Raw genomic sequence first — 17,429 nt, 5'->3', positions numbered from 1 at the left:
GATATTATGTCCAAGAAAATACTCGTCACCGGCGCATCCGGTTTCATCGGCTCGCATACGTGCGTCGAATTGCTCGCTGCCGGCTTTGAAGTCGTTGCGGTGGATAATCTGTGCAATAGTTCGCGTGAAGCCATGGCGCGCGTGGAGCGAATTGCCGGTAAAAGCGTGCCCTTCTACGAGGCTGACGTGCGCGATCGTACGGCCATGGCCACCGTCTTGCGCGAGCACGCCATCGATGCGGTGATCCATTTCGCAGGATTGAAGGCGGTGGGCGAATCCGTGGCGCAGCCGTTGATGTATATGGATAACAATGTATCGGGCACTGTGGCGCTGCTGGAAGTGCTGGCAGCGGCGAACGTGAAGCGTTTTGTGTTCAGCTCGTCTGCCACCGTGTACGGCGACCCGGAAGCCTTGCCGATCCTGGAATCGTCGCGCCTGTCCGTGACCAACCCCTACGGCCGCTCGAAGCTGATGGTCGAGCAGATACTGGCCGATGTCGTGCATGCCGATGCTCAATGGCAAGTCGGCGTGTTGCGCTATTTCAACCCGGTCGGTGCGCATGCCAGCGGCTTGATCGGTGAAGACCCGGCCGGCATTCCGAACAACCTGATGCCTTTCATCGCCCAGGTGGCAGTGGGCCGCCGCGAGCGCCTGGCCGTCTTCGGCAACGACTACGCTACGCCCGATGGCACGGGCGTGCGCGACTATATCCACGTGGTCGACCTGGCGCTGGGCCATGTGGCGGCGTTACACCGCCTGTTTTCCACCGAGGGTGGCTTTACCGTCAACCTGGGCACCGGCCACGGCTACAGCGTGCTCGATACCGTGCGTGCCTTCGAGGCCGCCAGCGGCCGCGCCGTGCCGTACCAGATCGTGCCGCGCCGCCCCGGCGACATCGCCAGCTGCTACGCCTCGGCCGACAAGGCAAAGCAATTGCTGGGCTGGCAAGCGCAGAAAAACATCGACGACATGTGCCGCGACCACTGGCGCTGGCAGCACCAGAACCCGCAAGGCTACGCGGCCAGAGGATAGAGGCGGTTTCGCGACTTCGGTTGCAGGTGTCCAGGTGAAAGGAATAGCAATGATCGCTGCATTTTCAGTCCAGCATTGAGTCTTGGCACAACAGTAAGGCATCTTGCCACTGCGGCAAGCCGCAGAACGTGTCGAGCAAGCGTCGTGACGACAGTTGCGAATTGGCGGGACGTTGTGCCGGCATGGGGTAGTCTTTTGCCAGTATCGCTCGCAAACGGGGTTTTTTTGTAATCGACGGGTGCGCCATGATCGCATCGGCAAGGCCAAACCAAGTGGTTAGGCCTTGCGCAGTCAGATGATACAGCCCCGAGTGTTCATGCCACCATCTTTGCGGATCTGCCGCAGCCAAGTACTGTGACAGGATGTGGGCCGTGGTATCGGCGACCGTGCGGCTCCAGGTCGGCGCGCCGTATTGGTCCGATACGATGGCCAGTTCCTCGCGCTCCTCTGCCAAGCGGCGCATGGTCAACAGGAAGTTTTTGCCATGCGCACTGTAGACCCAGCTGGTGCGCAGGATCAGGTGAGGAATACCTGCTGCCTGGATCGCTGTTTCGCCAGCTAATTTGCTGATCCCGTAAACGTTGATCGGGCACGGCGGGTCGGTTTCCTCGTATGGCCCCTTTTTTGACCCATCGAATACATAGTCGGTGCTGTAATGTATTAGTGCGGCTCCCAACTTGCCAGCTTCCTCTGCCATTACGGCCGGGGCTTCGCCATTGATGCGCAGCGCAATTACCGGCTCGCTTTCGGCCTGGTCTACGGCCGTGTAGGCGGCCGTGTTGACGATCAGGGTCGGCTTGACACGGCGAATCACATCGCGCACCTGGTCGAGATCGGTCAGATCCATTTGCTTGCGGTCCAGCGCGAAGATTTCCCCCAAACCTTGCAAACTACGTTCAAGCTCGTAGCCGACCTGGCCGGTTTTTCCGGAAATTAAGATGCGGCTCATGCGATGTTCTCATTCAAATGATGACTGCAGATGCAGCCTTGGGGGCATTCAAGTAAAGACATCGGCGTTGGCCAGCAATGACCCAAGCCTGTCTTTGTTCGACAGCAGAGGTTCACCATCAAGCGGCCAGTCAATGCCGATTTGCGGATCATTCCACAAGATGCAGCGTTCAAACTCCGGCGTCCAATAATCTGCCGTCTTGTAGAGGAATTCGGCGCTGTCGCTGGTAACTAGATAGCCGTGGGCAAAGCCCTCTGGTATCCATACATGACGCTTGTTGGCAGCCGATAACTCGACACCGACCCACTGACCGAAGCTGGGCGAACTTTTGCGCAAATCGACACTGACATCGAATACCGTCCCTGCAGTGCAATGCACCAGCTTGCCTTGCGAGTGCTGGATCTGGTAATGCAGGCCGCGCAAGACGCCTTTGGTAGATTTAGAATGGTTGTCCTGCACGAATGTACGACTGATGCCGGTGAGCTCTGTAAAGCGTTTCTGGTTGTAACTTTCATAGAAAAAACCACGCTCGTCACTGAACACCATTGGTTCGATGATCAGGACGTCCGGTATGGCAGTGGCCTGGATTTTCATGACATTGTTTCAGCTAAGTGGTGAGCAAATGGCACGTTAGAAAACGGTTTCGTCGAGTAAGCGCAGCAAGTATTGTCCATAGGCGTTCTTTTTCAAGGGCTGGGCCAGGCTTCCCAGTTTTTCCGCGTCAATGTAAGCTTTGCGATAGGCGATTTCCTCCGGACAGGCCACTTTCAAGCCTTGGCGTTTTTCGATAGTGGAGATAAATTGTCCCGCCTCCAGCAACGATTCATGCGTGCCGGTATCAAGCCAAGCCATGCCGCGACACATGATCTCGACGTTCAATTGATTTCGTTCAAGATAAATACGATTGACGTCAGTAATTTCCAGCTCGCCGCGCGCTGATGGCACGATGCACGCGGCAATATCGCACACCTGATGATCGTAAAAATACAGACCTGTCACGGCATAGTTCGATTTTGGACTGAGCGGCTTTTCCTCGATGCTGACGGCGCGTCGCTGGGCATCGAATTCGACTACGCCGTAGCGTTCCGGCGATTGCACATGGTAGGCAAAAACGGTCGAGCCGCTGGTGCGTGTCGAGGCGAGGCGTAACTGTGCTTCAAAGTTAGTGCCGTAATAGATGTTATCTCCGAGAATTAGTGCCGATGGGGCATCGCCAAGAAATGCGCGACCGATGATGAACGCCTGTGCCAATCCGTCCGGCGTAGCCTGCACGGCATAGCTTAATTGGATGCCCCATTGGCTGCCATCACCCAGTAATTCCATAAAACGTGGAGTATCTTGAGGGGGAGAAATGATCAAGATGTCGCGTATGCCCGCCAGCATCAGGGTGGTCAGTGGATAGTAAATCATCGGCTTGTCATACACCGGCAGCAATTGCTTCGATATTGACATGGTCACAGGGTACGGGCGTGTTCCTGAGCCACCGGCGAGGATGATGCCTTTGCGTTCAAGCGGGGAGGTCATGCTATGGTTTCCTTGGAGTCATTGCGTTCCGCCTAGTTTTTCTGTACCCAGGCCAGGTAATCACCTGACTGGACAGCGCGTACCCAAGCCTGATTATCGAGGTACCATCGGATGGTCTTGCGGATGCCCGTGTCGAATGTTTCGGTTGGTTTCCAGCCCAGTTCGCGTTCGATCTTGTGTGCATCAATGACGTAGCGGCGGTCGTGGCCAGGGCGATCCAGTACATAGCTGATTTGTTCCCGATAGCTGCCGATGGCCTTGGGATCGAGGGTGTCGAGAATATCGCACAAGGTCTGCACGACCTCCAGATTGGTCATTTCATTCCATCCCCCGACGTTATATACCTCACCCGGCGTGCCCGCTTCCAGCACGCGGCGGATCGCCGAGCAGTGGTCGCCTACATATAGCCAATCGCGTACTTGCAGGCAATCGCCATAAACAGGCAGGGCCTTGCCGGCACGGGCATTGCTGATGATCAAGGGAATCAGTTTTTCCGGAAAGTGGAAGGGGCCATAATTGTTTGAACAATTCGTGGTCAGCACGGGCAGGGCATAAGTATGGAAATAGGCGCGTACCAGATGGTCGGATGCAGCTTTCGACGCCGAATATGGACTATTTGGCGCGTAGGGCGTCTCTTCGGTAAAGGGGGGATCCTGCGGCTGCAGGCTACCGTATACCTCATCAGCTGAGATATGCAGGAAACGAAAGTCCTCTTTGGCATCGCCCGTCAGGCCGGACCAATAGGTGCGTGCGGCTTCCAGCAGGCTGAAGGTGCCGTTGACGTTAGTCGAGATGAACTCGCCAGAGCTATGGATCGAGCGTTCAACATGACTTTCGGCAGCAAAGTGCACGATGGCGCGTGGCTGATGCTCTGCCAGCAAGCAGGTTAGGTGAGCGGTATCAAGGATATCTCCGCGCACAAAGAGATGCCGCGGATCGTGTTCAAGGCTGGCTAGATTGCTGAGATTGCCAGCGTAAGTAAGTTTGTCAAAGTTGACGATGAACTCATCGTTGAGCGCCAGCCAGTCGTTTACAAAATTGGAACCGATGAAGCCGGCTCCACCGGTCACTAAAATCATATTGCTATCCTATTTGTTGCATTCTTGATCAACCCAGTTATGGCTCCTGATGGAACTCCGTAGTTACATGACAAATTTTTAGATATCTCATTCTTATTCTTTTTTTTTCATTTTGACTAGCGTTACTTATTCGGCTTAGTTGACCTGTATCATTAGGCTGACGGCAGGTTCATATTTCAAGGGTGTCTTTAGATTGATTCGTAATATCGAGCCTGTGTGAAAGTAGCATGAGGTGTTGAGTATAAACGACTGGTGGAATGCGCAGGGGCAGCCTTGCTTTGCCCGGAGGTCGCCGCACTGTATCGTATGGATGAGGAAAAAATGGCAGACTGGCGAGATACATGACGTGAGCGTAAAGCTTGCATTGCGCAGCTCACAGCGAGAATGAGTGTGGCCTGGATCACTGGCGAAAGGCACCGGCAGTTTGTTGTGCTGGAATCGGCAATGGTGCCTCAACAGAGCATTGTTGAGCAACAATGCTCTGGATATGGTGGCCGGTTATGTCTAGGAAAAGCCTAGGACGCAACAGGCACGCCCCAGGCATTTTCTCAGGCAGCCATTATGGGTACAGGCCGCGCACTTCGCGAGCTTGCAGGACGCGCGTGCACGCCAGGATGAAGGTGGCGGTACGCATCGACACTTTCTTCTCTTGCGACACTTGCCATACCGCGTCGAACGCTTCGCGCATGATGCGGGTCAGGCGGCTGTTGATTTCTTCTTCGGTCCAGAAGAAGCTCGAGAAGTTCTGTGCCCACTCGAAGTAGCTGACGGTCACGCCGCCGGCATTGGCCAGCACGTCCGGCACGATCAATACGCCGCGGTCGGTCAGGATGTCGTCCGCTGCTGGCAGGGTCGGGCCATTGGCGCCTTCCAGGATGATCTTGGCGCGGATGACTTGTGCGCGCTCAGCCGTGATCTGCTGTTCCAGCGCGGCCGGGATCAGGATGTCGCAATCGATGCCCCAGAAATCTTCGCGTGGCACGAATGCCTCGGCGCCCGGGAAGCCTTCGACGCTGCCCACTTCGGCCACGTGTGCCAGCAATTGCGGGATGTTCAAGCCGCCGGCATGCACCACGGTGGTCTTGTGGTCTTGTACCGCGACGATTTTCGAACCGGCTTCCGCGAACATGCGTGCGGCGACGCCGCCCACGTTACCGAAACCTTGCACGATGACTTTCGCGCCTTCGAGCGACATGCCGACCTTGGCGGCCGCATCGCAACCGACGACGAACACGCCGCGGCCCGTGGCATCGCGGCGACCCAGGCTGCCGCCCAGCGAGATCGGTTTGCCCGTCACCACGCCGGTCGACATGTTGCCGCCGATCATGGCGTAGCTGTCCATCATCCACGCCATGACTTGTTCATTCGTGTTGACGTCCGGCGCCGGGATATCCTTGTTCGGTCCGATGATCATGCTGATCTCGCTCGTGTAGCGGCGCGTCAGGCGTTGCAGCTCGTTGCGCGACAGGGTCTTCGGATCGACACGGATACCGCCTTTGGCGCCGCCGTATGGCACGTTGACCGCTGCATTCTTGACCGTCATCCAGGCCGACAGCGCCATCACTTCCGACAAGGTCACGTCCTGGTGGAAGCGCACGCCGCCTTTACCTGGGCCGCGCGACAGATTGTGCTGCACGCGGTAGCCTTCGTAGTGGGCAATGCTGCCGTCATCGCGCTCGATAGGCACGTCGACCGTCAGGATGCGCTTAGGGCGCTTCAGCGTTTCCACCCAGCGCGACAGGTTGCCCAGGTACGGCGTAACGCGGTCGATCTGCTCGAGGTAGACGCCCCATGGGCCCAGGTCTTCAGGATTGAGGTAGGAAGGAAGTGCGTGCTTGCTGGTCATGCTTGATAAGCTCCTGGACAATACGAATACGTTAGAGGCACAGCCGAGATGCAGCTGCGCGCAGCGGAACCGCATCGTAGGCGATAGCCTCATGCCCCGGCCAATGCTTTGTGCGCATCCGGTTATGCATTTATTGCATAGTTAGGAGATCAGGATGGCATTGCGGTGACAGCCGCGCGCCGGCGTTTTTTTCCGCCGCGCGCGGCGTTTTCCTGCGCCTGCACCAGGTACTGCCACAGGCTTTCGACGATCTGCTTGCCGGGACGCTGGCCTGAAGGGCGTTCGCGGTACAAACGGATTTCCAGCTCGATTTCCCAGCCCGGCGCACCGCCGTCGGCGCGCGCCAGGTGCTTGTATTTGACGTCGCGCATGACTGCCGATTCGGGCAGGAAGGCGATGCCGCGCCCTTCCAGCGCCATCATTTTGAGGCCTTCTGCCATGTCCGTTTCGTAGCAGGTTTCCAGGAACAGGGGGGCCTTGGCATCGGCCACCAGCAGTTCCACCATGCGTCCCAGGTAGGCATTGCTGGTGTAGGAGAGGAAGGGCAGCGGCTCCTTGGCGCTGCCGGGCAGGACGAAGTCCGGCACCTTGTCCTGGCCGCAGCGCGCATACGCGCGCACGGTTTCGCGGCCCATCACCAGCATGTCGTAGCGGCCCGGGTCCAGCTGCACCGGCTGGCGCGGATGGTGATAGCACAGCAGCAGGTCGCAGCCGCCGTCGACCAGCTGCAGCACGGCGTCGTGCACGTTCAGTGCCATCAAACGGCTGTTGATCGGTGCAAAACCCGCTTCCAGCGCCGTCAGCCACTTCGGCATGAAGGTCAGCGACAGGGTATGCGGCACGGCGAAGTCGACGCTCGTCTGCGTGGCCGCCCGCTTGCCGCGCAACAGTGCGCGCACGCCGTTGATCTGCCCCAGCATTTCCAGCGCCTGCTCGTAAAACACGGCGCCGGCCGGCGTCAGGCGCGTGGGGTAGGAGGTGCGGTCGACCAGGTCGATGCCGAGCCAGTTTTCCAGCGACTGGATGCGCCGCGAGAAGGCCGGCTGGGTGACGTGGCGCAGCGCCGCGGAACGGCTGAAATTATGCGTTTCAGCGAGCGAGATGAAGTCTTCCAGCCATTTGGTTTCCATCGCGGCAGCGTTCCGTTATCAAGGGCAGGGGCAAAGTAAAGTGGTCAGGGCGTATCGGGCGATGCCGCCGCCTGGTACAGCGCGGCGGGCAGGCCGAAGAAGGACGGCGGGCCCAGGGTCGTGCCGTCGAGCGAGCCGCCCGCGTTCAAGCCCTTGTTGATGGCCGACAGCAGGGAGCTGCGGTCGGCCAGGTTTTGCATCAGCGCGCGCGGGCCGTTGTGGAAGGTGTGCTGGGCGATGTCCAGGGCGACGACAAAGATCGGTTCGCGGCGCAGGGGGAATTCCACCCACTCGCTATCCTCGTCTTGGGCGCAGAAGGTGTCGGGCAAGGTCATGTTTTCGGTGCCGGGAAGGTGCGACGCCAGCACCAGGCCGAAGGCTTCCGGCACCACGTCGGCCAGGCGGCGCACGGTAAGGTCGTCGCCGACCAGGGCACGGACTTGCGCTTCCACCGCGTCGTCGGCGTCCGGCTGGGCGCCGAGGATTTTCACGGCCTGATAGATCAGGTCGGACGAGAGTGCTTCCATCACATCATCTCCAGGATCATGGCGACGATTTCGTCGCCGTACGAGGCCAGTTTTTTCTCGCCCACGCCGCTCACGCCGCGCATCTGCTCCAGCGAGGTAGGCTTGGCCTTGGCGATTTCGCGCAGGGTGGCGTCGACGAAGATGACGTAGGCCGGCACATTGTGCGTGCGCGCCGTCTCCACGCGCCACCAGCGCAGCTTGTCGAAGATCGCTTGCTCGCTGGTCGACAGGTCCGTCTCGACATAGCCTTTCGCCACGCTGGTGCTGCGCTTGCTGGTTTTGACCGGTTTCTGGTACTGGCGCAGCTGCACCTTCTGGCCGCCCTTGAGCACGGGGCGCGAAGCGTCCGTCAGTTTCAGCGAGCTGTATTGTTCATGGTCGACCGAGACGAGGCCCAGCGCGATGGCCTGGCGCAGGATCGCTTTCCATTCCGCTTCGCCCAGGTCCGAGCCGATGCCGAAGACGGACAAGGAATCGTGGTGCCAGGTCTTGATGCGTTCCGATTCCACGCCGCGCAGTACGTCGATCACGTGGCCGCCGGCGAAGCGCTGGTCGACGCGGTAGATGGCCGACAGCAGTTTTTGCACGGGCACGGTGCCGTCGAACGACACGGGCGGCACCAGGCAGGTGTCGCAATTGCCGCACGGCGAAGCCGGTTCGCCGAAGTATTCGAGCAAGCGCATGCGGCGGCAGCTGAGGGTTTCGCACAGGCCCAGCATGGCGTCGAGTTTCACGCCCAGCACGCGCTTGAAAGTGTCGTCCGCTTCCGATTCGTCGATCATGCGCCGCTGCAGCACCACGTCCTGCAAGCCGTACGCCATCCAGGCATTGGCGGCCATGCCGTCGCGGCCAGCGCGGCCTGTTTCCTGGTAATAGCCCTCGATGCTTTTCGGCAGATCCAGATGCGCCACGAAGCGCACGTCGGGCTTGTCGATGCCCATGCCGAAGGCGATGGTGGCGACCATGACGATGTTTTCTTCGCGCAGGAAGCGCGCCTGGTTGGCGCTGCGCTTGGCGTACTCCATGCCGGCGTGATACGGCAGGGCGCGGATGCCGCTCTGGTTCAAAAATTCCGCCGTCTCTTCGACCTTCTTGCGCGACAGGCAGTAGACGATGCCGCAGTCGCCCGTGTGTTCCGTGTTGATGAAGTCGAGCAGCTGCTTGCGGCCATTCGCCTTTTCCACGATCTGGTAGCGGATGTTCGGACGGTCGAAGGACGAGACGAACTGGCGCGCGTCTTCCAGCTGCAAACGCATGGCGATTTCGGCGCGCGTCTGCGGGTCGGCAGTGGCCGTGAGCGCGATGCGCGGCACGTCCGGGAACTGCTCGTGCAGCACCGACAGCTTGATGTATTCGGGACGGAAGTCATGGCCCCACTGGGCCACGCAATGCGCCTCGTCGATGGCGAACAGGGAGATCTTCGACGCCTGGAACAGGTCCAGGCAACGCTGCGTCATCAGGCGCTCGGGCGCCACGTAGACGACGTCGATGCCGCCCGTGCGCACCAGGCGCTCGATGCGGCTCGCTTCTTCGTAGGTTTGCGTGGAATTGAGGAAGGCGGCGCGCACGCCGACTTCGGCCAAAGCGTCCACCTGGTCCTGCATCAGCGCGATCAGCGGCGAGACGACGACGCCCACGCCATCGCGCAGCAGCGCGGGAATCTGGTAGCACAGCGACTTGCCGCCGCCCGTGGGCATCAGCACCAGCGCGTCGCCGCCATGGCTGACGTGGTCGACGATGTCGGCTTGCTGGCCGCGGAAGGCCGGATAGCCGAAAACGGTTTGCAGCAGGTGCAGCGCGCGCTGGTTAAGATCTTGATTCATAGTGCCTTATTCTGCCCAAACAACCCAGCCGTAGTGGGCGCTGGCCAGGACCAGCAAGCCAAACACAATGCGGTACCAGGCAAAAAACGTGAAGTCGTGCGAGCTGATGTAACGCAGCAGCCAGCGCACGCACAGGAAGGCGGAGATGAAGGCGGCCACGGTGCCCAGGCCGAACAGGGGCACGTCGGTGGCCGACAGGATGTCGCGCGCTTTGTACAGAGAATAGGCGGTGGCGGCCAGCAACGTCGGGATGGCCAGGAAGAACGAGAATTCGGTAGCCGTCTTGCGCGACAGGCCCAGCAGCATGCCGCCGATGATGGTCGAGCCGGAACGGCTGGTGCCGGGAATCAGCGCAAACGCCTGCGCGCAACCCACTTTCAAGGCGTCGAGCGCGGTCATTTCATCGACCGAGTTGACGCGCACGGTGACGGGATTGATGCGCGCGCGGCGCTCCACCAGCAGGATGATGATGCCGCCGATGATGAAGGCCATGGCGACGGGCACGGGCTTGAACAGCGCGTGCTTGATCATCTTGCCGATGGCCAGTCCGATGACGGCCAGCGGGATGAAGGCGATGGCCACGTTCAGCACGAACTTGCGCGATTTGACCTCGGTGCTGAAGGTGGACAGCACACTGCCGATGCGCTGGCGGTATTCCCAGCACACGGCCAGGATGGCGCCGGCCTGAATGGCGATTTCGAAGACATCCATGACTTCTTTCGAGACATCCTTGGTAAAGTCGAGCAGGCTGCCGGCCAGGATCAGATGTCCGGTGGACGAAATCGGCAAGAATTCGGTAAAACCTTCGACCAGCCCCATGATGATGGCTTTTAACGCAAGAATGAGATCCATAGATGTATAAAAGGTATAAGTACGGGTATAAGTGACAGGATGGGGTGAGCGCGTGGCGCCAGCAATGCGCGCGGGGTCGAAGCTTACCACGACAGAGGCTTGCCGACCTTATTTGGGCGCTGACGGACGGTGCTTTTTTAGCGCCGTCCACCAGGCAAGAGGGAGGATCAGGATGCCTGTTTTGCCGGCGCCACCAGGCGTGCGCTGGCCGCCACCAGCAGCAGGGCGGCACCCAGCATGGCGAAGGCGATATTCAGGCTGGTGGCGTGGGCCACGAAACCGATGACGGCGGGGCCGGCCAGGATGCCGGCATAGCCGATGGTGGTGATGGCCGCCACCGCCAGGCTGGCCGGCATGGCGCGCTGGTTGCCGGCGGCCGTGAACAGGATGGGCACGATGTTCGCCGCACCCAGGCCGATCAGCACGAAGCCGGCCATGGCCAGGCTGGCGTGCGGCGCCAGCACGGCCAGGAAGAAGCCGGCCGCTGCGCACAAGCCGCCAAAAGTAAGCACCCGCTTGCCGCCAAAGCGGCTGACCACCTTGTCACCGGTGAAACGGCCCAAGGTCATGGCGATGGCGAAGGCGGCGTAGCCGAGGCCGCCCTTGGCTTCCTCCACGCCGCGCGTGGTGGTGAGGAACAGGGCGCTCCAGTCGAGAATCGCGCCTTCGGCCAGGAAGACGATAAAGCACAGCAGGCCGATGAAAATGACGGCGCCATGCGGCATGACGAACAGCGGCGTCTTTTCGCCCGAGGCGGACGCCGTCGGCAGCAGATGGCCTTGCGCCGCGCCCAGCACGCCGCACAGCAGCAGCATCACCACCACGCAGGACCAGGCCGGTGTCAGGCCCAGCCACAGCAGCAGGGCCATGCAGGCCGCGCCGGCGAAGCCGCCCACGCTGAACAGCGCATGAAAGCCCGACATCATGGCGCCGCCGTTGGCCTTTTCGATGATCACGGCCTGGATGTTGATGGCCACGTCGAACGTGCCCATGGCCGCGCCGAATACCAGCAGCACCAGGCCCAGTTGCAGCGGCGTGGCGGCCAGCGCCAGGCCGGGCAGGATGGCGATCAACAACAGGCCGGCGCCGACGATGACCTTGCGGCAGCCGAAGCGGCTTGACAGCATGCCCGTAAACGGCATGGCGCACAGCGAGCCGGCACCCAGGCACAGCAGCAAAATGCCGAGGGTGGCCTCGTCGAGGCCCAGGCGCGACTTGGCGTAGGGAACCAGCGGTGCCCAGGCGGCCATGCCGAGGCCGGCGGCGAAGAAAACCAGGCGCGTGGCGCGTTGCTGCATGGTACCGGTGAGATGCATGGGAGAGCTTTTCAAGAGTCGGGTGGATAACATCAGGCGTGGGCGCGCAGCACTTGCACGCCCAGCCGTTGAAAGGCGGCCACATGGGCCGCGTCGGCATCGGCTTCGAGCACCAGGTGCTGCAGCAAGCCCGTGGCCAGCACGCCGAAGGGGGCGGCCGTGCCCAGCTTGTCGCTGGTGACGGCGACGACGACGGCCTTGCTGGCGCCGGCGATGCTGCGCTTGAATTCTGCCTCGTCGTAGTTGAACGCTGTCACGCCCGCGTCCACGTCGGCGCCGCAGGCACCGAGGAAACACAGGTCGGGATGCATGCGCTCGACGGTGCGCAGCGCCTGCGGTCCCAGGCTGGCACCCGCGCGGCGGTCGACCCGGCCGCCAGCCATGATCAGCTCGATTTCCGGGCGCTCCATGAGCGCCATGGCAATCGAGGGCGCATTCGTGATGACAGTGAGCGCCAACTCTGGCAAGACGCTGGCGATGGCCAGGTTGGTCGATCCCGCATCGAGGAACAGCACCTGGCCGGTGCGCACGAGGGACACGGCGGCCTGCGCCAGGCGCGCCTTGCGTTCCGGCGCTTCCTGCTTGCGCTGGGTCAGGGTGCCGCCATCGGGCGCCAGCGGCAGGGCACCGCCATACACGCGCTGGCACAGGCCGGCTGCCGCCATCTCGCGCAGGTCGCGCCGTATCGTATCTTCGGACACGTCGAGCTGGCGCGCCAGGTCCAGCGCCAGCACGCGGCCGTCAGCGTGCAATTGTTGCTGGATCAGCGCATGGCGTTGTTTGAGGAGCAGGGTCGCGGACATGGGTCTATTTTTAAAACGTGCAGGAATGTGCATGAATATACGCAAACGTGCAAATCGAGTCAAGGTGACTTTTGTGCGCGTGCTGGTATTGCCGTAGGGATATGAAGTGCGTACAGTTGGAAAAATGGAACAAATTAAAGGAAACCATGTTCTCCAGTAAATTGTTAATGGCAACCTTGCTGGGCCGCGTGATGCGCCGCAGTGGGTGGGGTGTCCTGGGTATGCTGATCGTTTTTAATGCACTGCATTGGAAGCGCCACGGCACCTTGGAATGGAGCGACATGCGCGCTTCCCTGCTCGTGCTGCTGGCCTATCTGGTGGTTTCCATGCTGATGGAATACAAGCGCCTGCGTGACGAAGAGCGGGCCGCGGTGCGGACAAGCGCCGCAGACTAAAGCGTTGCTGGCGCTCAGGGTGCCGTCAGCCGTTCCAGCTCGGCCAGCCAGCGCACTGCGTGTTCGCGGCTGCTGCCGCACATGTCCTCGGACGGCTGCAAGCCGCCGCAAAAGGCGGGCCGCTGCGGCTGGCCAAAGATCTTGCAGCGGTTGTCGTCGGCCAGCTGTATGCAGCGCACGCCCGCAGGTTTTCCATCCGGCATGCCGGGAATTGGGCTGGTGATGGACGGAGCGGTGCAGCAGGCGCCGCAGGATGGGCGGCATGCCAGGGAAACGGCGCGGGACGGCATGGCGATGAGTGAAAAGGGGCAGGGGCCGACAGTATAGCAAGCCGGCCCGCGTGCTTCGCCAGAGCGCGATTAGCGCACGATGCTGACGCGCTTGCCCGACAGGGTGCGGCGGGCCGGATCGCCATGCACGGTGATGCGGCCGGAACCGCTGGCGCGGGCATTGACTTCATTCTGGACGGTGACATCGATGTCGCCGGAACCGTTGCTCGCCAGATAGGCAACGTCGCTGCGCAGGGCGGCCAGGTTGATATCGCCCGAGCCATTCACGTTGGCGTCGAGGCGCTGTACGGCGCCGCTGGCGCTGATGCTGCCCGAGCCGTTAAGGGCCACGTTGATGCGTTCACCGCGCAGGCTGCCCAGCTGGATGTTGCCCGAACCGTTCTGCACCGCATCCGTGTTGCCGCTGACGAGGGCCGCCGCGTTGATGCTGCCCGAGCCATTGTTGGCCACGTCGAAGCGCCCCACCGTGCCCGACAATTCGCTCTTCATCGAACCGCGCTGCTCCAGGCTGAAATCTTCGCCATCGAAACCGCTGGCCACCAGGCGGCCAGAGCCGGAAATGCGGATCTTCTTCAATTGCGGCGTCGTGTAGATGACGTGGATACCATTGCTGCTGCGAATGTTCGTATCACCCCAGATGCGCAGGGTATTGCCGCTCACTTCGCTATGAATGCGCGGCTGCAGATCGCTGTCCGCTTCGATCACCAGCGAGGTCGCCGGCCCGACGCGCACATCGATTTTCATATCGATGCGCTTCATGCTGTCGATGTCGAGCGTGTTGATGGTGCTGACCTGGCGCACGTCGCGGCTCACTTGCTCGTTGCCCTGGATGGTACCCGCGTCGGCATAGCGCACTTCGCCATCGTTGGGGTTGATGACGATGGCGCAACCGCCAAGGGTAACGGCACAGCACAGGGCCAGCAAGGTACGCATGGTGTTTCCTTTATGATAGTTCAGGACAAGAAAAAAGCCGGCTGCCGCGCCGCGGCTGCCGTGCTGTCGATGAGAAGATAACAAAACGGCATGCTGGCTGGAAGGGAAATGCGATGAACCGCGTAAAACGCGGCGTGAACTGCAGGCGCGTGTACCTGATGCGGTGCCGTCCGGCTTAAAAGCTGAGCAGGAAACAGGCGCCGGCACCGACCGGGCGCGCATGGCGCAAGGTGCCGCCGTTGGCGTGGGCCAGGTGGCGCACCAGCGCCAGGCCGATGCCGCGCCCCTGTTTCCTGGTCGAGAAAAACGGCATGAAAATGTGCGCGGCCAGCGTATCGGGCACGCCATGGCCGTTATCGCGCACTTCGATGCGCAGACGCGCGCCCCGGCTCAGGCGGGCGCTGACCGTCACGCGCGGCGCGGTAATATCGTGTGTGGCCTCGGCGGCATTTGTGAGCAGATTGATCAGCGCCTGTTCCAGCTGGCCTGCATCGATCCGCACTTCCAGCGATGCCGGTTCGACGGAAAATGCCGCCGTGCCGCCGCGCGCCTGCCAGGCCGGTGCCAGCAGCGCTTCCAGGCGCTGGAACAGGTGTTCGAGGCGCACGGTTTCCGGCTGCGGCGCGGGCACGCTGGACAGGCTGCGGTAGCTGGCCACGAAATCGGCCAGGCTGGCGGCGCGGCGCGCGATGGCGTCGAGCGCTGTCGCCAGGTCGGCATGGATGTCGTGCGGCAGCAGGGGGTGCACGTCCGCCAGCAGGTCGCAGGCCGTGCGCGACAGCGAGGCGACGGGCGTGAGCGAATTCATGATTTCATGCGTCAGCACTTGTACCAGTTCGCGCCAGGCATTGAGCGCCTCGGCTTCCAGTTCGCTTTCCACCGGCATCAGCGCGGCCAGGTGCTGCGGCGCGCCTTGCAAGGTCAGCGCCGCCACGGCCACCAGCGCCCGTTCGACGCCCCGTTCCGTGTCAAAACTGAGCAGCCGGCGCTGGCCGGGAGGCTGCGCCGCCAGCAGTTGCTGCCACCGCTGCGGCTCGCTCGCATGCCCGGGCGCCAGCTGGCGCCGGGCGCTGGCGTTGAGTGGCGTCACCTTGTGTTCCACGGCGCCGCTCTGGATACGGAACAGGGCAATGGGCGCGTGTTCAAGACAGGCTTCGAGCGCCCTCAGCGATTCTTCATCGGGCGTTGGCGACGCTGCCGCCGCCATGGCCGCTGTCATTGTCGACTCCTGGCGCGACACCCGCGGCGCCAGGCGGTTCAGGCAGCGGCACAGCAGCCACGCCGGCGGCATGGCTAGCAGCAGGCACAGCACGCTCAGGCGCGGCGACGCCAGTGCGAAAAAATACCCGGCGGCGCCGGAGAGCGCCAGCATGGCGGCGATGCTGGCGCTGGCCGTCGTCTTGAGGCTGCGCTCAGATGCCATGTTTGTTCAGCTTGCGGTACAGCGCGGCGCGGCTGATGCCCAGGGCCTTGGCCGCATGGCTGATATTGCCGTCGACCTGTTCCAGCGTGCGATGGATGGCGTCGCGTTCCAGCGCGCCGAGTGTCTGGCGTGCGTGGGCGGGTGTCGTGGGCACCGCTGCCGCCTGGGCGTGGCTGTCAAACAGGCCGAAGTCACTGCGCGTGTAGTGCGCCTCGTCCCCCAGGATCACGGCACGTTCGCAGGCATGGCGCAGCGCGCGCACATTGCCCGGCCAGTCATGCTGTTGCAGGTAATCGAGCGCCTCCGCTGCAGGCGCGCGCGCGCGGCGCTGGTACTGGCTTTCGTAGTGCGCCAGGTAGTGCCGCAACAGCATGGCGATATCGTCGCGGCGCGCGCGCAGCGGCGGCACGCGCAGCACGATGGTATTCAGGCGGAACAGCAGGTCGGGCCGGAACACGGCCGGATCGAACAGCCGCGCTTCATCGATATTGGTGGCGCTGAGGATGCGCACGTCGATCGCTTCCGGACGGTCCGCGCCCAGCGGCGTCACTTCGCGCCGTTCCAGCGCCGTCAACAGCTTGGCTTGCGCCGCCAGCGGCAGGTTGCCGATTTCATCGAGAAAGAGCGAGCCGCCGCGCGCCGTCTGGAAGCGCCCCGCGCGTTCATGTTTGGCATCGGTGAATGCGCCTTTGCGGTGGCCGAACAATTCGCTTTCAAAGGTTGCCTCCGGCACGGCGCCCATGTCCACCGCCAGCATGGGACCGGCGGCGCGGCGCGAGGCCTTGTGCAGGGCGCGCGCCACGAGTTCCTTGCCGACGCCGTTTTCACCGAGCACCATCACATTCGCCTCCGTGGGGCCGACGCTGGCGACCATCGCGCGCAGCTCGCGCATGGCCGGAGAGTTGCCCATCAGGTCCGGCGCGGCAGTGGCTGTGGCGGCCGTGTCGGCGCGGCGCGCCAGCGCATGTTCGACGGCGGCGGCCAGGCGCGCGTTGTCCCAGGGCTTGGTGATGAAGTCGCTGGCGCCGCGCTGCAGCGCCGCCACCGCCAGCGGCACATCGGCATAGGCCGTCATGGCGATCACGCAAGGCGGCCGTGGCAGCGCGCGCAGCAGGTCGAGCAAGGCCAAGCCTTGTGCGCCATCGGTCTGGCCGGGCTGGAAATTGAGGTCGAGCAGCACCACGTCCGGCACCGCCCGGGCCAGCAGCGCGGGCAGTCCTGCAGGGTCGCACAGCGTATCGACTTTGCCGTCGCGATAGCGCCGCCGCAGCAGCAGCTGTGCGGCGCAGGCGACATCGATATCGTCGTCGAGGATCAGGACGTGGGCTGCGGTGTTGGCCATGGAGAGCATAGTGAGCGTCGGTCGGTGGCGCATTCTAGCAGCCGTGCTGGCGTCGTGGCGGCCGCTGTGGGCATGCCTGTTTGCCGGCGCTGTGCGCTTGCGAACAGCCGCTGTCCGGAAATGGACACTGCGGGACACCGCGTCGCGCCAGCATGCTTGGCGAAC

Annotated in this window: 17 protein-coding genes; 2 read left to right on the top strand and 15 right to left on the bottom strand. The window is 62.2% G+C overall.

The window, feature by feature from the left end; all coding sequences use genetic code 11:
* Positions 1 to 6: 6 nt before the first annotated feature.
* On the top strand, positions 7 to 1,032 hold the full coding sequence (gene galE / locus FJQ89_RS16130; protein WP_141170911.1) for a UDP-glucose 4-epimerase GalE: 1,026 nt from the start codon (positions 7 to 9) through the stop codon (positions 1,030 to 1,032).
* Between the two features lie 64 nt (positions 1,033 to 1,096).
* Here the strand turns inward: galE and rfbD are convergent, their stop codons facing one another.
* From rfbD to FJQ89_RS16075, 11 genes are all read right to left on the bottom strand, one after another.
* On the bottom strand, positions 1,097 to 1,981 hold the full coding sequence (gene rfbD / locus FJQ89_RS16125; RefSeq protein WP_141170910.1) for a dTDP-4-dehydrorhamnose reductase: 885 nt from the start codon (positions 1,979 to 1,981) through the stop codon (positions 1,097 to 1,099).
* A 48-nt stretch (positions 1,982 to 2,029) separates the two neighbouring features.
* Complete coding sequence (rfbC, locus tag FJQ89_RS16120) at positions 2,030 to 2,575, bottom strand: dTDP-4-dehydrorhamnose 3,5-epimerase (RefSeq protein WP_141170909.1); 546 nt, start codon at positions 2,573 to 2,575, stop codon at positions 2,030 to 2,032.
* A 36-nt stretch (positions 2,576 to 2,611) separates the two neighbouring features.
* Positions 2,612 to 3,505, bottom strand: coding sequence for a glucose-1-phosphate thymidylyltransferase RfbA (rfbA, locus tag FJQ89_RS16115; protein WP_141170908.1), 894 nt, complete (start codon positions 3,503 to 3,505; stop codon positions 2,612 to 2,614).
* Positions 3,506 to 3,537: 32 nt separating this feature from the next.
* On the bottom strand, positions 3,538 to 4,584 hold the full coding sequence (gene rfbB / locus FJQ89_RS16110) for a dTDP-glucose 4,6-dehydratase (protein ID WP_141170907.1): 1,047 nt from the start codon (positions 4,582 to 4,584) through the stop codon (positions 3,538 to 3,540).
* Between the two features lie 559 nt (positions 4,585 to 5,143).
* On the bottom strand, positions 5,144 to 6,430 hold the full coding sequence (locus tag FJQ89_RS16105; RefSeq protein WP_071075270.1) for a Glu/Leu/Phe/Val family dehydrogenase: 1,287 nt from the start codon (positions 6,428 to 6,430) through the stop codon (positions 5,144 to 5,146).
* 149 nt (positions 6,431 to 6,579) lie between these two features.
* Positions 6,580 to 7,560 (bottom strand): LysR family transcriptional regulator, encoded by a 981-nt coding sequence (locus FJQ89_RS16100; RefSeq protein ID WP_141170906.1) that lies wholly within the window; start codon positions 7,558 to 7,560, stop codon positions 6,580 to 6,582.
* A gap of 44 nt (positions 7,561 to 7,604) precedes the next feature.
* Positions 7,605 to 8,087 (bottom strand): hypothetical protein, encoded by a 483-nt coding sequence (locus FJQ89_RS16095; protein WP_141170905.1) that lies wholly within the window; start codon positions 8,085 to 8,087, stop codon positions 7,605 to 7,607.
* A complete protein-coding gene (gene recQ / locus FJQ89_RS16090) occupies positions 8,087 to 9,910 on the bottom strand; it encodes a DNA helicase RecQ (protein WP_141170904.1) in 1,824 nt (607 codons plus the stop codon). Before recQ ends, FJQ89_RS16095 begins: the two co-directional genes overlap by 1 nt.
* Positions 9,911 to 9,916: 6 nt before the next feature.
* The gene (locus FJQ89_RS16085; protein ID WP_141170903.1) at positions 9,917 to 10,762 is read right to left on the bottom strand and encodes an undecaprenyl-diphosphate phosphatase; all 846 of its coding nucleotides are present in this window, start codon (positions 10,760 to 10,762) and stop codon (positions 9,917 to 9,919) included.
* Between the two features lie 167 nt (positions 10,763 to 10,929).
* Positions 10,930 to 12,078, bottom strand: a complete 1,149-nt coding sequence (locus FJQ89_RS16080; RefSeq protein WP_141170902.1) for an MFS transporter — start codon at positions 12,076 to 12,078, stop codon at positions 10,930 to 10,932.
* Positions 12,079 to 12,110: 32 nt separating this feature from the next.
* The gene (locus tag FJQ89_RS16075; protein ID WP_141170901.1) at positions 12,111 to 12,881 is read right to left on the bottom strand and encodes a DeoR/GlpR family DNA-binding transcription regulator; all 771 of its coding nucleotides are present in this window, start codon (positions 12,879 to 12,881) and stop codon (positions 12,111 to 12,113) included.
* A gap of 146 nt (positions 12,882 to 13,027) precedes the next feature.
* Between FJQ89_RS16075 and FJQ89_RS16070 the strand changes: the two genes are divergently transcribed.
* On the top strand, positions 13,028 to 13,276 hold the full coding sequence (locus tag FJQ89_RS16070; protein WP_141170900.1) for a hypothetical protein: 249 nt from the start codon (positions 13,028 to 13,030) through the stop codon (positions 13,274 to 13,276).
* A gap of 14 nt (positions 13,277 to 13,290) precedes the next feature.
* On the opposite strand, the gene FJQ89_RS16065 is transcribed toward FJQ89_RS16070, so the two are convergent.
* From FJQ89_RS16065 to FJQ89_RS16050, 4 genes are all read right to left on the bottom strand, one after another.
* Entirely contained in the window at positions 13,291 to 13,566 is a 276-nt protein-coding gene (locus FJQ89_RS16065) for a YkgJ family cysteine cluster protein (RefSeq protein WP_141170899.1), read from the bottom strand.
* Between the two features lie 69 nt (positions 13,567 to 13,635).
* Positions 13,636 to 14,499: a head GIN domain-containing protein gene (locus FJQ89_RS16060; protein WP_168208466.1), complete on the bottom strand. Its 864-nt coding sequence runs from the start codon at positions 14,497 to 14,499 to the stop codon at positions 13,636 to 13,638.
* A 175-nt stretch (positions 14,500 to 14,674) separates the two neighbouring features.
* Positions 14,675 to 15,922 (bottom strand): sensor histidine kinase, encoded by a 1,248-nt coding sequence (locus FJQ89_RS16055; protein WP_141170897.1) that lies wholly within the window; start codon positions 15,920 to 15,922, stop codon positions 14,675 to 14,677.
* Entirely contained in the window at positions 15,912 to 17,264 is a 1,353-nt protein-coding gene (locus FJQ89_RS16050; RefSeq protein ID WP_141170896.1) for a sigma-54-dependent transcriptional regulator, read from the bottom strand. Before FJQ89_RS16050 ends, FJQ89_RS16055 begins: the two co-directional genes overlap by 11 nt.
* Positions 17,265 to 17,429: the final 165 nt, after the last annotated feature.

The sequence above is a fragment of the Janthinobacterium tructae genome (genome assembly GCF_006517255.1).
In the GTDB taxonomy this organism is placed as follows: Bacteria; Pseudomonadota; Gammaproteobacteria; order Burkholderiales; family Burkholderiaceae_D; genus Janthinobacterium; species Janthinobacterium tructae.
The sequence above is the reverse complement of the archived record's forward strand: the minus strand, read 5'-3'. Positions and strand labels throughout refer to the sequence as shown.

What these genes read in the sequence shown, in the direction of transcription:
- FJQ89_RS16070 (WP_141170900.1), top strand. Translation starts at nt 13,028, where the DNA reads ATGTTCTCCAGTAAATTGTTAATGGCAACCTTGCTGGGCCGCGTGATG.
- FJQ89_RS16075 (WP_141170901.1), bottom strand. Translation starts at nt 12,881, where the DNA reads ATGTCCGCGACCCTGCTCCTCAAACAACGCCATGCGCTGATCCAGCAA.
- FJQ89_RS16060 (WP_168208466.1), bottom strand. Translation starts at nt 14,499, where the DNA reads ATGCGTACCTTGCTGGCCCTGTGCTGTGCCGTTACCCTTGGCGGTTGC.
- FJQ89_RS16085 (WP_141170903.1), bottom strand. Translation starts at nt 10,762, where the DNA reads ATGGATCTCATTCTTGCGTTAAAAGCCATCATCATGGGGCTGGTCGAA.
- FJQ89_RS16055 (WP_141170897.1), bottom strand. Translation starts at nt 15,922, where the DNA reads ATGGCATCTGAGCGCAGCCTCAAGACGACGGCCAGCGCCAGCATCGCC.
- rfbC (WP_141170909.1), bottom strand. Translation starts at nt 2,575, where the DNA reads ATGAAAATCCAGGCCACTGCCATACCGGACGTCCTGATCATCGAACCA.
- rfbD (WP_141170910.1), bottom strand. Translation starts at nt 1,981, where the DNA reads ATGAGCCGCATCTTAATTTCCGGAAAAACCGGCCAGGTCGGCTACGAG.
- recQ (WP_141170904.1), bottom strand. Translation starts at nt 9,910, where the DNA reads ATGAATCAAGATCTTAACCAGCGCGCGCTGCACCTGCTGCAAACCGTT.
- galE (WP_141170911.1), top strand. Translation starts at nt 7, where the DNA reads ATGTCCAAGAAAATACTCGTCACCGGCGCATCCGGTTTCATCGGCTCG.
- FJQ89_RS16050 (WP_141170896.1), bottom strand. Translation starts at nt 17,264, where the DNA reads ATGGCCAACACCGCAGCCCACGTCCTGATCCTCGACGACGATATCGAT.
- FJQ89_RS16095 (WP_141170905.1), bottom strand. Translation starts at nt 8,087, where the DNA reads ATGGAAGCACTCTCGTCCGACCTGATCTATCAGGCCGTGAAAATCCTC.
- FJQ89_RS16105 (WP_071075270.1), bottom strand. Translation starts at nt 6,430, where the DNA reads ATGACCAGCAAGCACGCACTTCCTTCCTACCTCAATCCTGAAGACCTG.
- FJQ89_RS16080 (WP_141170902.1), bottom strand. Translation starts at nt 12,078, where the DNA reads ATGCATCTCACCGGTACCATGCAGCAACGCGCCACGCGCCTGGTTTTC.
- rfbB (WP_141170907.1), bottom strand. Translation starts at nt 4,584, where the DNA reads ATGATTTTAGTGACCGGTGGAGCCGGCTTCATCGGTTCCAATTTTGTA.
- FJQ89_RS16065 (WP_141170899.1), bottom strand. Translation starts at nt 13,566, where the DNA reads ATGCCGTCCCGCGCCGTTTCCCTGGCATGCCGCCCATCCTGCGGCGCC.
- rfbA (WP_141170908.1), bottom strand. Translation starts at nt 3,505, where the DNA reads ATGACCTCCCCGCTTGAACGCAAAGGCATCATCCTCGCCGGTGGCTCA.
- FJQ89_RS16100 (WP_141170906.1), bottom strand. Translation starts at nt 7,560, where the DNA reads ATGGAAACCAAATGGCTGGAAGACTTCATCTCGCTCGCTGAAACGCAT.